Raw genomic sequence first — 15,356 nt, 5'->3', positions numbered from 1 at the left:
GTCAGCAGTGGTGGCTCGGCCACCGTGATCACCGATCCGGGACGCGGACCTCGAGCCCCTCGAGTTCGTCCAGTGCGTCCGCGGGCGGCCCGTCGACTGCTACCTGTCCGTCCCGCATCGCGATCACCCGATCGGCCAGTCCCAGTACGTCCCGGAGGTCGTGGGTCGCGAGCAGGATCCCGGTACCCTCGGCAGAGAGCGATTCGAGGCGGGCGAGGACCGAGCGGCGCGCGGGCTCGTCGAGCCCGGTGAACGGCTCGTCGAGGACGAGGTGCGTCGGCTCCATCGCGAGCGCGCCCGCGATAGCGACGCGCGATTGCTCGCCGCCCGAGAGGGCGTCGATTCGGTCGTCTTCTCGGCCGGTCATGTTGACCGCCTCGAGCGCGGCCGCGACGCGGCGGTCGATCTCCTCGCGCGGCAGTCCGAGGTTCTCGGGCCCGAAGGCGACGTCGGCGCCGACGATCGCGGAGACGAACTGGTCGCGGGGGTGCTGGAAGACCATCCCGACACTCGAGCGGGCGGCGATCGGGTCGTCCGCGACGGGCGTGCCGTCCACGCGAACCGAGCCCGAGTCGGGGGTCAACAGGCCGTTGCAGTGACGCAGCAGCGTCGTCTTCCCACTGCCGTTGGCCCCCGCCAGCAGGACGAACTCGCCGTCGTCGATCGAGAGCGAGATGTCTCTGAGGACGGGACGGTCGCCGAACGCGTACGAGACCGACTGGAACTCGATCATCGGTTCGCCGCGGTCACGATCGGACCGGTGTGAGCCGACCGGATCTGACGACGGCGATCGCGGCGGCCATCTTGAGGATTTCGCCGGGGATGAACGGGAGTGCACCGGCTGAGACGGCCTTCCAGGCGCTCAGTTCGAGGAGCCAGGCCATGTACGCCGTCCCCATGCCGTAGATGACGATCGTCCCCACGACGAGCGCCCCGACGATCACCGGGAGCCGAACGGTCCGGAGATCCCGGAGCGCGGTTCCCCCGTGGGCGACGAACCCGATCAGGCCCGCAGCGATCGGGTACGACCACAGATAGCCGCCGGAGTCTCCGAACAGGACGCCGAATCCCCCTCTCATACCGGCGAACACCGGCAGTCCGACGGCGCCGGCGACGAGATAGAGCAGGAGCGAGAACCCCCCCCAGACCGGACCCAAGACGAGTCCGGCGAGAAAAACGAACAACACCTGGAGCGTGATCGGTGCCGGCGACAGCGGCACCGGGATCGACACGGCCGCCGTCGCGCCGACGAGCGCCGCGAGGACCGCTGCTCGAGCGAACTGTCGAACGACCGTGTCGTCGACTGCATCCACCGAATTCCCTTCCGTTGCCATACCCCCGCTCGTTCGTAAACCGGGATCAAGACTTCGGTTTCCGAGATAAAACGGGATCGCGCTGACACGTGGTCCGAATCGCGTCGGCCGACCATCGTCTCTCGAGGCGGGACGAAACTACGCGCTTCGTTCTAGTACGAGCGACTGTCGGGACCGCCGCCACAGTCGACGACAACCCTCGTATCCGGACCTGATTCGGGCGTTTGCGCCGCTCGGGCGCGAATGAGAAGTGGGTAATAGCGAATTGTCTCGCCTCGCTAACCGGAACGACCGGCGTTCTTATGCGCTATTTCCGCCCGGTGATGGGAAAATGCGAACCGGTAGCACGAAGGCTGTCAGTTGGGGGAGCACCGTCGCGGAACCGGGTGTCCAACGTCGGGACTGCGAACCGCCGCTCCGGCGTCGGGAACGGGTTCGCCGTCGGAGTCGGTGTGTCCGCGGCCGCGCGGTTCGGCGACGAGACGTAGCGGGGGCGAGCGTGACGAGGCCGACGACCGGAACGACGGGAGGGACCGTTCGATGAACCGACCGCGAACTGCCATCGTCGTCACGCTGGTCGCGGCCGCGATGGTCGGGAGCGTCGTCGCGTTGCCGGTACTCCAGGGCGGCCTCGAGCCGCTCGCTCCGGACGAGGCGGCCGTCGACGCGACCGCCAAATCGGCGTCCGACGCCGCGTCACAGGCTGCGCTGCAGGAAGACGCCGACCGAGAGAGTACCGAGTTCGATCCAATAGAGCTGGAGCCGCCCGGGACCGACGGCGCGGCGACTACCGCGGGCGGCGAACAGGACGATCAGGCCGCGGTCCAGGCAGACCACGACGACGCCGTCGAGGCGGGTGTCAGCGACGGAATCGCGCTCGTCCAGTCCCAGGGCGTCGAGGTGACACAGGAACAGCGAGCGGCGGCAATCGACGGCGCTCGAGAGGCCGCCTCGCAGTACCAGACCGCCGAGGCCGAGCAGGTGCAGGCGGCGACCGCGGGCGCGGTCCACGGGGCGCTGATTCAGAAGCAGTCGGTGAACGCGACCCAGATTCAGTCCACCGTCGGTGGCGCGACCGGTGGCGGGCTCTCCCAGTCCCAGTCGGTGAACGCGACCCAGCTCCAGAGTGCGACCTGGGGGGCGGCACACGGCACGATCGCACAGAGCCAGAACGTGACCGTCGAACAGCTCCAGTTCGCGAGCAACGGTGCGGCCGCGGGGGCCGCGAGCGAGGCGGGCGCGAAAGACGTCGGGGCGGTCCCGAAGATCCAGGAAGCCGCGCAGGGATCGGCCTACGGTGTCCTGACGCAGTACCAGTCGATATCGGTCGAACAGCGCCAGCAGGTGACGCTCGAGCACGTCCAGCACGCGGCGGCCGGCGCTGCGGCCGGCTCGCTCGAGGGGAGCACCCCCGCGGCGCTCGAGCAGGAGCAACGGGTGGACGTCCGACAGGAGCAACGAACCGAGACGGGACAGGAACAGCGGGTCGAGGCCGAACAGCGCCAGCGGGTGACGATCAAGCAGATTCAGAAGTCGGCGGCCGGGGCGGCGAAGGGGGCGCTCGTACAGCAGCAGGCGGTCTCGGTCGAGCAGACGCAGGCCGCGGCCCGCGGTGCGAGCCGCGGGTCGTTGAAACAGATCCAGTCCGTCAGCGTGGCGCAGTTCCAGCGAATTTCGATCACGCAGGTTCAGGAGGCTGCCTTCGGCGCGGCGACGGGCTCGATCACCCAGAGTCAGGAGGCGACCGTCGAGCAGATTCAGGCCGCCGCTGACGGGGCCGCGGGTGGCGTTCTCGTCCAGCGGCAGTCGGTGTCGGTCACGCAGACCCAGTCGGCAGCGACGGGTGCCGCGTCGGGGGCGGTCACCGCGGCGATCCAGCGCCAGGAGATTTCGATCGAGCAGGTACAGGCCGCGGCGTTCGGTGCCGGCGAGGGCGCGGTGACTCAGACGCAGGTCGTCCACGTGACGCAGGTCCAGCGACTCGCGCAGGGTGCAGCGAGCGGCGCGCTCGTCCAGTCCCAGGAGGCGACGGTAACGCAGGTCCAGATCGCAGCACAGAGCGCCTGTACGGGGACGGCTCGAGCCGTTCAGTCCCAGCGGATCAGCGTCACGCAGCTTCAGACGCTGACTGCGGAGATCGCGGCCGACGCGACCGCGTACGCGATTCGGGAGGATACCACCGACGTGACGGTGATCTCCCAGCACGTCGAGGTCGAGGTCGACCAGCGGATCGAGGCGATCGACCCGATCGAGGGAACGGCCTCGATCGACCTCACGGAGCAGGAGAGTGACGGCGAGCGGGTCACGATCGAGGACGTTTCGCTCTCGGAGGGCGGCTTCGTGGCCGTCTACGAGGGGGCCGCGGTCGACGCCGACCCCGACGAGGTCCGCGGCGTCTCGAGCTATCTCGAGGCCGGCGATCACGAGAACGTCACGATCGAACTCGACGAGCCGCTGGCGGAAAGCAGCATCATCGTCGCGATCGCCCATCACGACACCAACGACGACGAGACGTTCCAGTACGCCGATTCCGGCGGCGAGGTGGACGTGCCGTACGTCGGGCAGGGCGGTATCCCCGTGTTCGCCAGCGCGTTCGTGACGATCGCGGACGAACCCGACGAGCCCGAGGCGACCCTCTCCGTCGACGATCAGACCGGCGACGGGGAGACGCTGACCGTCGACGAGGCGAACGCGTCGGTCCCCTATGCCCTGACGGCCGAGTACGACGGCGAGACCGTCGAGAGCGAGACGTTCGCTGCCGGCGAGGCGGTGACGAACCGCTCGATCGACCTCGACCCGCCACTCGAGGAGAACGCGACCGTCGACGTGTCGGTCGTCAGCGAGGACGGCGAGGCGCTCGCGAACGAATCGATCGAGTACACTATCACTGACGACGCCGTCCCGGACGAGCCGGTCGACGAACCGAACGCGACGCTATCGGTGTCCGATCAGACGGGCGACGGGTCGACGCTGACCGTCGACGAAGCGAACGCAACGGTCGAGTATGCGCTCACCGTGACCGACGAGGATGGCGCTCCGATCGCGGAGAGCGACGCGTTCCCCGCCAACGAAGCGGTCACGAACGAGACGGTCGCGCTCGAGCCGCCGCTCGAGGGGAACGCGACCGTCGACGTGGCAGTCGTCGCGACGGCGGACGACGAACGGCTCGTCAACGAGACGATCGAATACGCGGTCACGGACGAACCGACCGAACCCGAGGCGACCCTCTCCGTCGACGATCAGACCGGCGACGGCGACACGCTCGAGATCGACGCGACGAGGGCGTCCGTGCCGTATATCGTGACGGCGGAGTACGACGGCGAGCGGGTCGACAGCGACCGCTTCGAGGCCAACGAGACGGTCGCCGAGCAGTCACTCGAGCTCGAGCCGCCGCTCGAAGAGAACGCGACCGTCGACGTCTCCGTTCGCGCCGCGGCGGACGACGCGGTGCTCGCGAACGAGTCGATCGAGTACGCGGTCGTGGAGCCGGACCCCGCGCAGCCGACGGCGAACCTCAGTGTCGCCGATCAGGCGGGCGACGGGGAGACGCTGACCGTCACCGCGGCCAACGCCAGCGTCGACTACGCGATCACCGTCACCGACGAGGACGGCACCCGGATCGCCGAAAGCGACGCGTTCTCGGCGAACCAAACGATCGGGCCGACGGCGCTCGAGCTCGAACCGCCGCTCGAGGAGAACGCGACGCTCGAGGTCGCGGTCGTCGCGACCGAGGACGGGGCGGTCCTCGAGACGAACACCGTCGCGTACACGGTCGACGGCGAGGTCGAGAACTTCGACGTGGCGTTCACCAGCTGTTCGCGCGCGGTGGTCGACGCCTCGCTCGAGGCGGGCGACGAGGTCGCCGCGAGTACGGGTTTCTACGACCGGGCCGGCTTCGGGAACACCATCATCGAAGACTACGTCACCGTCGGCGAGGACGTCGAGGCCCCGTTCGACGGCACGATCGTCTTCGAGATCGGCGACGAGCGCGACGTGACGGTCGACGGCGACAACGTGACCGTTCAGATACCGGAGTACGGCACCTTCGGGACGTACATCTCCGGCATCAGTTCGCCGGAGGCGGTCCCGTTCGCGGCGATCGACTACGGGAACCCCTCGGCGGAAACGTGTAACGAGGAGGCCAGACCGGATCTGCCGTCACTGTCGGTCGTGGAGACGACGCCCACCGATGACGGCATCAACGTGACCTTCGGCTACGAGAACCCGAACGATGCGACCGTGAGCGGTAACAGCCGGTTCGTCGAGGGGACGACGGCCGACGAGCCGCCGAGCGAACTCGAGCCCGGCGAGGGGACGGTTACCGTCGAGTGGACGCCCGAGAGCGACGACGAACGACTCGTCTGGGAGATCGACTTCGCGAACTACGGGTACGACGACCCGGTGACCGCAGCGACGCCGACCGCCGGCGAGATCGAGCCGTCCGATCCCGCGAGCTTCGGCGTCTCGATCACGGGGACCAACAGCCCGGTCGAGCAGGGAGACCAGCTCGCGGTCGAGGCCGACGTTCGCAACACCGGCGGCGAAGCGGGTACCCAGAACGTCACGCTCGCGGTCGACGGGACGACGGTCGACGCGGAGTCCGTCTCGCTCGAGCCCGGCGAGAGTCGGACCGCCTCGTTCGCGGTCGACACCGACGGTCTCGACCCCGGCGAGTATCCGCTCGCGGTGTCGACGGCGAACGAGACCGCCGAGACGACGGTGATCGTCGAAGCGAGCGGCGAGCCCGCGACGTTCGACGTCTCGATTACGGGGACCAACAGCCCGGTCGAACGGGGCGATCCCCTCGCGGTCGAAGCCGAACTCGAGAACGTTGGCGACGAGGCGGGGACCCAGGACGTCGGGATCGCCGTCGACGGCGTGCCCGGCGAACCGGTGTCGGTCTCCCTCGAGCCCGGTGAAACGCAGACGGTCACGCTAAATTACGAGACGGCGGATCTCGACCCCGGCGAGTATCCGCTCGCGGTGTCGACGGCGAACGAGACCGCCGAGACGACGGTGACCGTCGAAGCGAGCGGCGAGCCGGCCGAGTTCTCGGTGACTGACGTTTCGGCCCCCGCGAGCGGCGAGCCCAGCGAGGAAGTGGCGGTGACTGCCATCGTCGAGAACGAGGGTGACCGCGAGGGAACCCAGACGGTGACCTACGGCGTCGACGACCAGCCGGTCGCCCAGTCCACCGTGACCCTCGCAGGCGGACAATCGGCCGAGATTCAGTTCTCGTCGGTGTTGCCGGAGGGAACGTCGACGCACACGATTACGACGGACGACGATCAGGCGTCGGTGACGATCGAAGCGGCTGCACCGGAGTCTGCAGGATCGAACGGGGACGCCGGGCCGGAGACGGGCGACGATCAGGGACCGCCTGACGAGACGGGGCCGCCTGACGAACCGGGCCCTCCTGAAGAACCAGGTCCTCCAGACGAGTCGGGCCCTCCTGAAGGTCAAGGCTCACCTGACGAGACGGGGCCACCTGAAGGTCAAGGCCCGCCCGACGAGTCGGCATCAGAACCGACCGAAACGCCCAACGGCTCGGCTACAGGGTAGAAGCCGCGCGACACCGCGTCGCTTCGCTGTTCACTCGAGAAATCGATGCGTCGCGGTCCTCAGTGCTGGTGGCCGGTCGCTTCGCCGAACGTGACGCCGAACCGCTCTTCGAAGAGATCCATCACGCGTTCCTCCTGGGCCTCGAGTTCGTCGTCGGCGTCCTCGCCGTGGTGGACGATGTGGTGGGCGCGGCTGGCGAACGATAGCAGCATCACGTCGCCGACCGTTTCGGCGTCGGTCTGGTCGCCCTCGGCGACGAGGTCGACGAGGCCGGCCGGAATCGTGACGTCGTCGGTCGCGCCGTCTTCGGAACTGATCGAGAATGTCGTCGTCTGAACTTCGTCGGTCATACTCCTACGGTCGGGAACCGTCCGTAAAGGTGCTGTGGCTTGCACCGGTCACCGCGCCCGCGGATCGATGCCGAGGCGTCGACCCCCGTTGCGTTTTTGCTCGTCGGAGACGAACGCTCGAGTATGCCAGCCGTTGACCTCGACGAGGAAACGATCGAACGGCTCGACGCGCTGCGCGTCGAAGACGAGTCCTACGACGAACTCGTCACCGAACTCATCAACATCTACGAAACGAGCGAGTACACGCTCTTTCACGCCGGCGACTGACGGCGGGGTCCCACTGCCCGCCCGCGATAGTCCTACTGGCCGTCGGCGGCCGTGTCCCGAATCCGGTCCCACTTCCCCTTCGACTCGAGGTGTGACTGGAGTTCGTCGGCGTACTCCTGCGTGAGCCGTTCGGCCGCCTCGCGGTGCTCTTTCTCGGAGGAACCGCCGTTCCCGCCCATTCCGAGCGCGCCCATGATCGTCTCGAAAATGCCGCCGCCCGAGGAGCTCGAGCCGCCGGCGGCACCCCCTCCGGCCATCGCGCCCATCCCGGCCTGGACGTTGTCGAGTTCCGGGATGACCCCGTCGAGCTTGTCCGTGTTAGCGACGATCCGCGCCCGGTCAGGATCGTCGGGATGCTCGATTTCGAACTCCGTGGCGGTCATGATCAGGCTCCACTGCTGGTTCGAAAACTCCGACTGCTGGATTCGCGTCGAAAACTCCTGATCGACGGTCATTCGCTCGCCGACGATCCGATCCGTCCACGGGTTCTCGCTCATGGCACCCGGTTGGGTCGGTGGCTGTATCAGCGTTTCCCCTCTCTCCGCTCGCGAGCCGGCCGCTCCCCGCTCCGTTCGACGGCGAACCGCACGACCGCCGCCCGGAAAACAGTCATCCGAATTGACGGTCAGTCGTGTCAGGAAAACGCTGATATACGTGTTCGGTGTATGATATCACATGACAATGTACGACTGCATCCTCGTCCCGACCGACGGCTCGCGCGAGGTCGAACACGCGCTCGAGTACGCCTTCGACCTCGCGCGTCTGCACGACGCGACGATTCGCGCGCTCTACGTCGTCAACGTGGCCGGCTACAGCGGATTGCCGATGGAGGCCGCCCTCGAAGGGGTCAGCGACGCGCTCCGCGACGAGGGCAAGTCTGCGGTCGGTCGGGTCGAGGAGCTCGCCCCGGACGATATCCCGGTCGAAACCGAGGTGCTCGAGGGGGCACCGAGTCGCGTCATCGTCGATGCGGCGGACCCCGCCGAGTGCGACCTGATCGTCATGGGAACCCACGGCCGCGGCGGGATCGACCGGCTGTTGCTCGGCAGCGTCACGGAACGGGTCGTCCGGCAGGCCTCGGTGCCGGTGTTGACGGTCCAGGTCGATCCCGACGAGATCGACGACCAGCCCGAAGAGCCGCAGGTCGCCGTCGAGTAACGGCATCGGAGCCAAACGGCCACCCGGGGCTGCAGTCGTCTCTGTCCAGTGCTACCGGTCGGCCTCGAAGAACGAGTCACCACTCAGACGGGCCGCAAGTGCTCGCAGTCGCCCGCCGAAACCGTCACTCGGCCGTCGTCCGTTTCGATCACGAGCGCGCCCGATCCCGTGACGTCGACCGCCTCGCCGACGAGCTCGCCCGCGGGGCGGTCGACTCGCACGCGCTGGCCGAGCGTCAGCGCCAGCTCGCGCCACGCGGGGACGACCGCCTCGAGGTCGGTCCGGTAGCGATCGAACTCCGCTAACAGTCGCTGGACGAACCGCCGCCGATCGACGTCACCCGCCTCCTCGCGGATGCTGGTCGCGCCCGCCGGAAGCGCGTCGGCGTCGATGTTCGCGTTGATGCCGGGCCCGACGACGATCCACTCGACGCGATCGGTCTCGCCTTCCATCTCCGTCAGGATCCCCGAGAGCTTGCGGTAGTCGCCCGTGTCGTCGGTGGGGACGACCACGTCGTTTGGCCACTTGATCCACGCGTCGACGCCCGCCTCGCGGGCCGCCCGGGCCGTCGCGACCGAAATCGCGAGCGTGTACAACGGAGCCCGCGCCGGCGCGATGTCGGGCCGGCAGACGACACTCAGCCAGACGCCGCCCGACGGCGCCGTCCACTCGCGCTCGAGGCGGCCACGGCCGCCGGTCTGTTCGTCCGCGAGGACGACGACGTCGGTCGCGCCCTCGCCCGCCAGTTCCCGCGCTCGGTTGTTGGTACTCGCGATGGAATCGTGGTACTCGACCGAAAACGGGGCTGCGAGTTCGAACTCGACCGCCGGGGCGTTGTACGCATCGACGGCCGCGAGTTCGTAGCCGTCCGGGCCGCTCTCGATCTCGAACGCCGCCTCGCGGAGGCCTTCGATATGTTTCCAGACGGCCGCCCGCGAGATGTCGAGGTTCTCGGCCAGCGCCGGCCCCGAGACCGGCCCGTCCGTGAGCGCCTCGAGGATCGCTCGTCGCGTCTCGTTCATGCACTCGCAAGGGGGCCGCTCGTACTTCAATCGGCGGGATCGACCGCCGTGGCCGACCGCTGCGATCGCGTTCCGTCCGCTGGATCACTCGAGCGATCAGCGCAACTGGTCGGCGATGATGTTCTTCTGGATCTCGCTCGTCCCGTCGTAGAGCGTCGTGATCCGCGGCAGCCACTCCTCGCACTGCCGCTCGTCGCCGTACTCGACGAGCATTCCGGTCCCGAAGTCCGCCGCGGAGATCGAGCCGCCGACGCCGGGATCGGCTCGCCAGAGTTCCTCGGTGACGATGATCGTCGAAATCGGGTCCATCCCCGCGCCGCCGTACGCCTCGGGGACGTGCGGTGCCACGAGGTCGAGGTCGGCGGCGTCGGCGATGAGATCGGCGGGGTACCGCTGTTCCGCCTCGTACTCCGCGGCGACCGGCCGGATCTCGCTCTCGCCGAACGCGCGGACCGCGTCCCGGATCGCTTGCTGCTCTGCTGTGAGCTGGAACGGCATACCTCGGGCCCCGAGACCGAGGGTCGTCAACCCATCGGCGCGGACCGCCCACCCGAGAGGGCGGGTGTACGGGTGCCGTGAAACCGGCGTCACGGCGATCGCGGCCGTCCCGTTCGCGTCCGAACGCGACGATATCGCTTGCTAGCCAATGGAAAACCGACCAGTGCCGCGGACGCGACGGGACACCATGGAACGCGGAGGCCGTCGGGTCAAAAACGTCGTCGAAGTGGAGTTTCGCGTTCGCGATCCATCGTACCCGTTCGTCGGCGCGTCGCGGGCCGATACCTGTCGGCTCGATCTCGAGGTGATCGCCCCGCACTCCGACGACGGGTTCGTCGAGTACTTCACCCTCGCCGGCGCTCCGCCGGAGCGGGTGCTGAAGACCCTCGACGACGACGGCGTCGACGCGACTCTCGTCGCGCAACACGCCGACGGCGGCCGATTGCGGTTTCACGTCCGGGAGCGGTGCGTCGCGGTGAGCGTCGTCGATTTCGGCGCGATCCCGCGGCTCGTCGAAGCGGACGGCGGAGTTGGCCGCGTCGTCGCGGAGGTCTCGTCGCGGGGCGACGCCGCCGAACTCGTCGACCGGTTCGAACGGGAACATCCGACGGTCGCCGTCGACGACTGCCGCGATCGCCAGCGGTCGACGCCGCTCTTTACGCACCACGATTTCAAACAGGACGCTATCGGTGCGCTCACCGACAGGCAGCGAGAAGTGTTTCTGACGGCCTACATGAACGGCTACTACGACTGGCCGCGCAAACACGAGGCCGCCGAACTCGCCGACGAACTCGGTATCTCGCCGGCGACCTTCTCACAGCACCTCCGGACCGTCGAAGGGACGCTCTTCAGTACCCTCCTCGACACCGACGACGACCGCGTGTTCGTCGAGTGACCGCGAGGCGCGAGAACTCGCGGGACGGGCCGGTTAGCCGCGGATCTCGCGCAGCTTCTCGCGGCCCGGCGCGATCAATTCGTCGAGATACGTCGCGAGCGTTCCCTTCGCGTCCGCGGGGTGGAGCTCGCCCGATTCGAGGTCCGCCGCGAGCGCCTCGTACTCCTCGTAGGTCAGGTCGCCGCCGTACTTCTCCGGGCGTTCGACGACGACCGACTCGAACCGCGGGAAGACGTGGTACTCGAAGAGCTCGAGGACGGGGTTCTCGAGGTCGTCCTCGGGGTCCCGCGTCGGGGGGCAGAACGCCGAGTTGACCTTCTCTTCGAGGTCCGCGGTCGAGTCCTCCATCGAGATCGTGACCCCCTCGCTCGAGGACATCTTCCCCTCGCCGCTGGTGAGGTCGGCGACGATGGGCGTGTGGAGCGCCGGCCGGACGTCGTAGTCGAGATCCGGCAGCTTCTCGCGGGCGAGCATGTGGACCTTCCGCTGGTCCAGGCCGCCGACCGCGAGGTCGAGATCGAGGTACTCGATGTCCAGGGTCTGCATCAGGGGGTAGACGACGTGGCTCACCTTCGCGGTCTCGTCGCCCTGGATCTCGGCCATCGCGCGCTGGGCCCGGTTGAGCGTCGTCTCGAGTTCGAGGGTGTGCAGATCGAGCGTGTACTCCTCGTCGAGCTGGAACTCCGAGCCGTAGACGAACTCGGTGCTGTCCTCCTCGAGGCCGTAGGCGAGGAACTGGGCCTTCATCTGCTCGGCGGTGTCCCGGATCTCCTCGAAGGTGCCTTTCCCGTTGAGGTAGGCGTGGACGTCCGCCAGCAGGACGACGACCTCCATGCCGGCGTCCTGGAGGTCGATGAGTTTGTTCGCGGTCAGGAGGTGGCCGAGGTGGAGCACGCCCGAGGGCTCGTAGCCGACGTAGGCGCGTTTCCCCGCCGGATCGTCGGCGAGGTCGCGGACCTCCTCGTCGGTGACGACCTCCTCGGCGTTTCGCGTCAGCAACTCGTAGGCGTCCATGTGGAAGGGAAACCGGAGGAGGAATTTATACCTCCTGAAAGGCGATCGGCCCTCCCTCGAGGACGGCGACCCGGGGCCGCTCAGAACGGCTTCAGGACGCTCTCGACGCGGTCGCGTGCGGTGCCGGCGAGGTAGCCGCCCGCCGCGCCGACGCCGGCCCCGACGGCTCCGCCGGCCGGTCCGGCGACGCCGCCGACCTTGCCGCCTACTTTCGCACCCTTCGCTGCGCCCTTCGAGGCGTGTTCCGATCGCAGACACGGAGGCTCGAGCGATGGCATGCGCGGACGGTTCGACCCGCGAACGATTAGTTGTTGGGATTCGAACGGGTTCCGAAACGGCTACTCCGTCCACGACCCGATTCCGGAGAGAAACGCCGGAAGCGGGAATACCAGCGACGCTATCGCAGACGACCACAGTAGCGAATCACAGGCCCTCAGTTCCGGTGGGCTCGAGCCGTATTTGTCGTTCGGTATCGGTGACCGGTACCTCGTTGAGACTACTCACCCGGTACGCGGTGGCGCGCGCTGTCAGCTGGCCGAACGACAGTGAGGCCAGTCGACGATACTGCGCGAGGGATGAGTGAGGGAGTGCAGCGACCGAACGAATCGGCTGGGGAGGGCGTGGTCGTCCCTGTCGCCGCGGTCGCAGGACGCGTCTTCGCCCGTCAGAACGAGCCGCCGATGGCGATGTACACGAAGATCCCGACGACGGTCGCAATCACGTCGAGTGCGAATAGAATCACGTAGTCTTTCGAATCCATACAGACGTGATTCCGATCGGGTCACTAAGGTGTAGGTGAGCCCCTAATGAACGGTGACCGATCCATTCACCACCGGAAACAATAGTTATAAGTAACAATGTTCCGACGATTAAGCCGGAGGCCTCGTCTCCGACAGGGGGCGTACGAAATGCCCCGGGTGCTGAAGACACCCGAGACAGGCTTCCAAACCCCCACAAGGGTTTCGGAAGCATGATTCCGTACATTCTACCGGGATATAAACGTCCCGCACGACAGTCGAATCGCCAGACAAAACCAACCCTACCGCCGACGCCGGACTCGAGCAATGATTCCGATGTGTGAGGAATCCGGCGCGAGCGACGACGCCCACGCGGACAAGAGCGACGAGCCGACATCGCTCCCCACCTGTCCCGTCTGCGGCGGACCAATCACGACCGTGACTGCGACCGGTCCTGATACCGGAACCGTCAGACCCTGTGGCTGTTCGGTCCCGCCCTGTGTGATACGGTACGAGGGCGACGACCCCGAGTTCAAGGCGGGTCCCGAACCCGAGACCGGAGCGGATACCGAATGACAGGGTCTCGAGACCGGCGGTCGATACGGTGTCTCGAGTGCGACGCGGTGATCCCCCGCCCCGATCCGGTCGTCGGCTGGTGGCTCTGTGACGACTGCGAACTCGCCTTCGACGGCGACGGTAGACGGATTACGGGCGGCCGCCGACACTGAATAGAGCACCGCACCGACGGCACCGACGGCACCGACAGCACTGACGGCACTGACGACACCGATCGAACCGATCGCACCGCTATGCGATCGGGTTTCCAGGAATGCGCCGCGACGACTACTCGTCCGTGGTTCCCGTCCGGATTCGCTCCTCCGCCGCCTCGAGCGCCTGCTCCCGGTCGAACTCCTCGACGATCGCCCGGAGTTCGTCCTCGTCCGCGTCCGCTAACGCCCGCGCGTGCTCGGTGATGGTCGGCACGGCGCGGATGATGTTGTCGACGATCGGTACGTCGGCCACCTGCGGCGAGCGCGACAGCGGGTTGAGGTCGATCACGATCTCCGTTTTGTCCATCTCGTCTAAGGCCTCGGCCCGGTCGCCGTCCTCGAGCGGGACGAGCACCACGTCGGCCGCGTAGATCCCGTCGGCGTCGACCTTCGAGCGCTCGTGGTCGAGGTTCGGAATGTGCGCGTCGGCCTCGAGCCCCTTGACCTCGTCCGCGCCGTGCTCGCGGAGGTGGTCGGCGATCGCCTGGAGCCGTTCGGGCGTCCGATTGAAGAGGTTGACCTCGAGGTCGGCACCCGTGGCGTCGGCGAGGGCGACCATCTCGCTGGGGACGAGCGCCGCGACGTTGCCGTTGATCGAGAGTACGGGGCGGTCGGCGAGCAGGAGGTGGGCCGCGGCCGCGCGTTCGGCCGCGTCGGCGCTGGGAATCGTCTCCTCGCCCAGCAGGTAGTCGAAGGCGCTGCCCCGTCCCTCGGCGTGCATCCCCTGAAGGTGGGTGATCCCCTTCTCGACGCCCGCCTCGATCCGGTGGCGGGTGATCAGGTCCTGGTATCTGGGATGGTCCTCCGGGATCTCGTCCTCGTGTTCGACGTCGGCGGAGACGGTGTCGTAGTCGTTCACGATCGATCACTGGGTTGGGTCGATAAAAAGCGGCCCGATCGATCTCCGGGGCCGTCAGCTCGGCCCGTCTTCGACGATCGGGGCCGCCGATCGGCGGACACGGCGACCGCAGTCGACCGGCATCGATCGCGACCGCCACAGGTGACACATAACTCCCCGATAGGTTTCGGGTAAAGCTACTCGGTCGAGTCGGTTCACCTGCAACTATGGCCACGGAACGCCGGGATCAGGGCCCGTCGACGGAGACGTCCAGTTCGGAGTATCGGGACGAGGAGTACGAGGCGCACCTCGAGCGCAGTCGGGCGGTCTGGGACCGATGGAGCGACCGCTACGGGATGAGCGAGCGGGACTTCGAACCGATCCGCGAGGCGGCCATCGATCGGCTGGCCCTCGAACCGGGGGACCGCGTGCTCGAGGTGGGGTGCGGTCCGGGCGTCAACTTCGAACCGGTCCGACGCGAGATCGGCGCGGAAGGCGAACTCGTCGCCGTCGATTACAGCCCCGGGATGATCGCGAACGCACGAGACCGGATCGACGCCCGCGGCTGGGAGAACGTCCGCGTGCGTCGCGCCGACGCGACGACGGTCGAGTTCGAGGAGCCGTTCGATGCGGCGCTCGCGTCGCTTTCGCTCTCCGTGATGCCCGACGTTCGCCGCACTGTGGAGCACATCTACCGGTCGATCGGCCCCGGCGCACGCCTCGGGGTCGTCGACGTCCGGCCGGCGCCGAGCGGGCCTGTTCGAGTGCTGAATCCGCTCATCCGGCGGTTCTTCCGCTGGTACGCGAACTGGAATCCCGACGGCGACGTCCCGGGATCGCTCGAGGCCGTCTTCGACGACTGCGAAATCGTGGATACGCACTTCGCTGGCACCGCGTACACGGCGATCTGTACGAAACGAGACGGCGACTGA

The 15,356-nt window shown here is 67.7% G+C and carries 16 protein-coding genes; 7 read left to right on the top strand and 9 right to left on the bottom strand.

Translation table 11 applies throughout. The annotated features are described in order from the left end of the window. Positions 1-28: 28 nt before the first annotated feature. Both BMX07_RS21765 and BMX07_RS21760 read right to left on the bottom strand, forming a co-directional pair. Positions 29-733 carry an energy-coupling factor ABC transporter ATP-binding protein gene (locus tag BMX07_RS21765; protein ID WP_090622432.1) on the bottom strand — a complete coding sequence of 235 codons (705 nt, stop codon included), beginning with the start codon at positions 731-733 and terminating at the stop codon, positions 29-31. 13 nt (positions 734-746) lie between these two features. Then, complete coding sequence (locus tag BMX07_RS21760) at positions 747-1,334, bottom strand: biotin transporter BioY (protein ID WP_090622428.1); 588 nt, start codon at positions 1,332-1,334, stop codon at positions 747-749. 519 nt (positions 1,335-1,853) lie between these two features. Between BMX07_RS21760 and BMX07_RS21755 the strand changes: the two genes are divergently transcribed. Continuing rightward, positions 1,854-6,875 (top strand): DUF7282 domain-containing protein, encoded by a 5,022-nt coding sequence (locus BMX07_RS21755; protein WP_090622424.1) that lies wholly within the window; start codon positions 1,854-1,856, stop codon positions 6,873-6,875. A gap of 59 nt (positions 6,876-6,934) precedes the next feature. On the opposite strand, the gene BMX07_RS21750 is transcribed toward BMX07_RS21755, so the two are convergent. Continuing rightward, a complete protein-coding gene (locus tag BMX07_RS21750; protein ID WP_090622421.1) occupies positions 6,935-7,225 on the bottom strand; it encodes a DUF7545 family protein in 291 nt (96 codons plus the stop codon). A gap of 123 nt (positions 7,226-7,348) precedes the next feature. On the opposite strand from BMX07_RS21750, the gene BMX07_RS24780 reads away from it, so the two are divergent. Then, positions 7,349-7,492: a DUF7557 family protein gene (locus BMX07_RS24780; RefSeq protein ID WP_175480244.1), complete on the top strand. Its 144-nt coding sequence runs from the start codon at positions 7,349-7,351 to the stop codon at positions 7,490-7,492. A 32-nt stretch (positions 7,493-7,524) separates the two neighbouring features. Here BMX07_RS24780 and BMX07_RS21745 read toward each other — a convergent pair whose 3' ends face one another. Beyond that, positions 7,525-7,989 carry a DUF5799 family protein gene (locus BMX07_RS21745; protein ID WP_090622417.1) on the bottom strand — a complete coding sequence of 155 codons (465 nt, stop codon included), beginning with the start codon at positions 7,987-7,989 and terminating at the stop codon, positions 7,525-7,527. A 184-nt stretch (positions 7,990-8,173) separates the two neighbouring features. Here BMX07_RS21745 and BMX07_RS21740 point away from each other — a divergent pair, with 184 nt between their 5' ends. After that, on the top strand, positions 8,174-8,650 hold the full coding sequence (locus BMX07_RS21740) for a universal stress protein (protein WP_090622414.1): 477 nt from the start codon (positions 8,174-8,176) through the stop codon (positions 8,648-8,650). An 83-nt stretch (positions 8,651-8,733) separates the two neighbouring features. On the opposite strand, the gene BMX07_RS21735 is transcribed toward BMX07_RS21740, so the two are convergent. Beyond that, complete coding sequence (locus BMX07_RS21735) at positions 8,734-9,672, bottom strand: biotin--[acetyl-CoA-carboxylase] ligase (RefSeq protein ID WP_090622410.1); 939 nt, start codon at positions 9,670-9,672, stop codon at positions 8,734-8,736. A 96-nt stretch (positions 9,673-9,768) separates the two neighbouring features. Continuing rightward, a complete protein-coding gene (locus BMX07_RS21730) occupies positions 9,769-10,170 on the bottom strand; it encodes an acyl-CoA dehydrogenase family protein (RefSeq protein ID WP_245742191.1) in 402 nt (133 codons plus the stop codon). A 187-nt stretch (positions 10,171-10,357) separates the two neighbouring features. Between BMX07_RS21730 and BMX07_RS21725 the strand changes: the two genes are divergently transcribed. Further along, positions 10,358-11,065: a helix-turn-helix domain-containing protein gene (locus tag BMX07_RS21725; RefSeq protein WP_245742190.1), complete on the top strand. Its 708-nt coding sequence runs from the start codon at positions 10,358-10,360 to the stop codon at positions 11,063-11,065. A gap of 33 nt (positions 11,066-11,098) precedes the next feature. Here the strand turns inward: BMX07_RS21725 and BMX07_RS21720 are convergent, their stop codons facing one another. Both BMX07_RS21720 and BMX07_RS21715 read right to left on the bottom strand, forming a co-directional pair. After that, the gene (locus BMX07_RS21720) at positions 11,099-12,079 is read right to left on the bottom strand and encodes a tyrosine--tRNA ligase (protein ID WP_090622404.1); all 981 of its coding nucleotides are present in this window, start codon (positions 12,077-12,079) and stop codon (positions 11,099-11,101) included. A gap of 80 nt (positions 12,080-12,159) precedes the next feature. Next, positions 12,160-12,357, bottom strand: coding sequence for a hypothetical protein (locus BMX07_RS21715; protein ID WP_090622400.1), 198 nt, complete (start codon positions 12,355-12,357; stop codon positions 12,160-12,162). A 795-nt stretch (positions 12,358-13,152) separates the two neighbouring features. Between BMX07_RS21715 and BMX07_RS21705 the strand changes: the two genes are divergently transcribed. After that, the gene (locus BMX07_RS21705) at positions 13,153-13,392 is read left to right on the top strand and encodes a hypothetical protein (RefSeq protein ID WP_090622876.1); all 240 of its coding nucleotides are present in this window, start codon (positions 13,153-13,155) and stop codon (positions 13,390-13,392) included. Then, positions 13,389-13,544 (top strand): hypothetical protein, encoded by a 156-nt coding sequence (locus tag BMX07_RS24775; RefSeq protein WP_175480243.1) that lies wholly within the window; start codon positions 13,389-13,391, stop codon positions 13,542-13,544. Before BMX07_RS21705 ends, BMX07_RS24775 begins: the two co-directional genes overlap by 4 nt. Before the next feature lie 115 nt (positions 13,545-13,659). Here BMX07_RS24775 and BMX07_RS21700 read toward each other — a convergent pair whose 3' ends face one another. Next, positions 13,660-14,445 carry a 4-phosphopantoate--beta-alanine ligase gene (locus tag BMX07_RS21700; RefSeq protein WP_090622393.1) on the bottom strand — a complete coding sequence of 262 codons (786 nt, stop codon included), beginning with the start codon at positions 14,443-14,445 and terminating at the stop codon, positions 13,660-13,662. A gap of 206 nt (positions 14,446-14,651) precedes the next feature. Here BMX07_RS21700 and BMX07_RS21695 point away from each other — a divergent pair, with 206 nt between their 5' ends. Continuing rightward, positions 14,652-15,356, top strand: coding sequence for a class I SAM-dependent methyltransferase (locus BMX07_RS21695; RefSeq protein ID WP_090622389.1), 705 nt, complete (start codon positions 14,652-14,654; stop codon positions 15,354-15,356).

Origin of the sequence: Natrinema salaciae, from assembly GCF_900110865.1 — an archaeon.
Lineage (GTDB): Archaea > Halobacteriota > Halobacteria > Halobacteriales > Natrialbaceae > Natrinema > Natrinema salaciae.
Note: the sequence above shows the minus strand (reverse complement) of the source record. Positions and strands in the feature narration are given on the sequence as shown.